The sequence below is a fragment of the Bacteroides sp. ET225 genome (assembly GCF_024733745.1).
GTDB lineage: Bacteria > Bacteroidota > Bacteroidia > Bacteroidales > Bacteroidaceae > Phocaeicola > Phocaeicola excrementipullorum.
On record NZ_JANRHN010000080.1, the window covers coordinates 1 to 1,469 of the forward strand.

3 protein-coding genes are annotated in these 1,469 nt (G+C 46.6%); all 3 read right to left on the bottom strand.

Translation table 11 applies throughout. The annotated features are described in order from the left end of the window. Positions 1 to 777: transposase (locus NW212_RS15160; protein WP_258339448.1), on the bottom strand; the 777-nt coding region annotated here is incomplete at its 3' end. 87 nt (positions 778 to 864) lie between these two features. After that, entirely contained in the window at positions 865 to 1,233 is a 369-nt protein-coding gene (gene tnpB, locus NW212_RS15165; protein ID WP_071149928.1) for an IS66 family insertion sequence element accessory protein TnpB, read from the bottom strand. Further along, the coding region (locus NW212_RS15170) for a hypothetical protein (RefSeq protein ID WP_258339449.1) at positions 1,226 to 1,469 on the bottom strand (244 nt) is incomplete at its 5' end. The genes tnpB and NW212_RS15170, both read right to left, overlap by 8 nt.

Consider the following 1,469-nt stretch of genomic DNA (forward strand, 5'->3'; position numbering starts at 1 on the left):
TACATAGTCACAGGAGAAGACTTCACGTTTGAGTTCTTCATACAGAGGCTTAAGCAGTTCCACGGTTTTCTTGAACCAGCCGTCCAGTGTACTTTCGGTCAGACCTTTCATTCCAAGATGGCGGTATTGCTGTATCTGACGGTAGAACGGGACATGATATTCATACTTCTGAAGCAATATTTCGGCAAGCAGGCTGGTGTCAGCGATGCACTTGTCGACCGGCATCAGCGGCATGGGAGCTATCTCCACGCCTTTCTGTCCGGCCGGAGGAAGCAGGGTACTATCCTTGAGAGCATATTTGGGACGGATGATCACCTTGACGTAAAGCATTCCCGGCTTGTGTTTGACGACTTTTGTTATCTCTTCGCCTATTCTACGGTATAAAGACAAGTCTACGCCTTTCGGTTCTATTGTATCGGTCTCCAATACGGGCAAGTCCTCTATCATTTTGCGGTTCTGGCGATTTCGTTTTACGTCTTCCGCCGATTCCTTCTCAATCTTTTCCACAGCCTCGTCCCGCTTTTCTTCCGCCTGCTGCCGGAGTCCGGAAAACTCGTCGGCAAAGAGATCTGGCATATTAGGATCATATACGCGAAGTTTCTCCGATTTACGGCCAAAGAGCTGACGGTTCAGCCATGCGACCTGAGCCGTCAACTCCTTGATACGTTCCTGCAGATTTTTTATCTGTTCGGATTGATTCTTATTAGTAGTAGACAATGAGGCTATAGAGGCATTCAGCCCTTCTATCGTCTTGAGTAAAATTTCTTTTTCTTCCATTGTCTATACTTCTTTTAATGGTGTAAATATACTAATTAACAGTGAATTATGCAACAATATCCAAAGTTTACTCACGCAAAAAACATGTTATACATGGTATTCCTTACGTTCGGCTCTTAACCGCCGGAGCCTCTGTTCCGGGTTTTCCTGTATTCCTTCAACCATCATCACCAGATCGCGCCACTCCATGGGATAGCTGTTTGATTTGGGATCATACTCCGGCAGCTTGAAGCGACCGGCCTCCAGACGTTTTACATACATTACCATACCTCCGTCTTCGGCATGAAGGAGTTTCATTAGTCTGCGGCTGGAACCGATGAAGATGAAGACATCACCGTTCCTCACTTCACTGTTCATTTTCTCATGTACCACTCCGCATAGCGAACTGATACCCTTGCGCATATCTGTCCTGCCCGGACACAGGAAGTAGCGCATCGTGTCGTTCAGGTTAAACATGACCGTCTCGAAGACTTTGGGTAAATATTTCCTTCAGCAAATCTTCAGAACCGCTCCCGAAGTGGGCACGAAGTCCATTGGGAAACAGCAGCGCAACACCATGCGGCAATTGTTCTTCTTGGGAAGACTCCGTAAATGCCTGTTTAAAACTGATAGGAGCCAACTCGTGTTTGATGCTGCTCCTGTCAACGGAACATTTTCTACGCCAGTAGTGATAGGTTGAATAACTTACACCT

Bases quoted from the DNA above. Each gene is read 5' to 3' on its own strand.
- tnpB (WP_071149928.1), bottom strand. From the start codon at position 1,233: ATGTTTAACCTGAACGACACGATGCGCTACTTCCTGTGTCCGGGCAGG.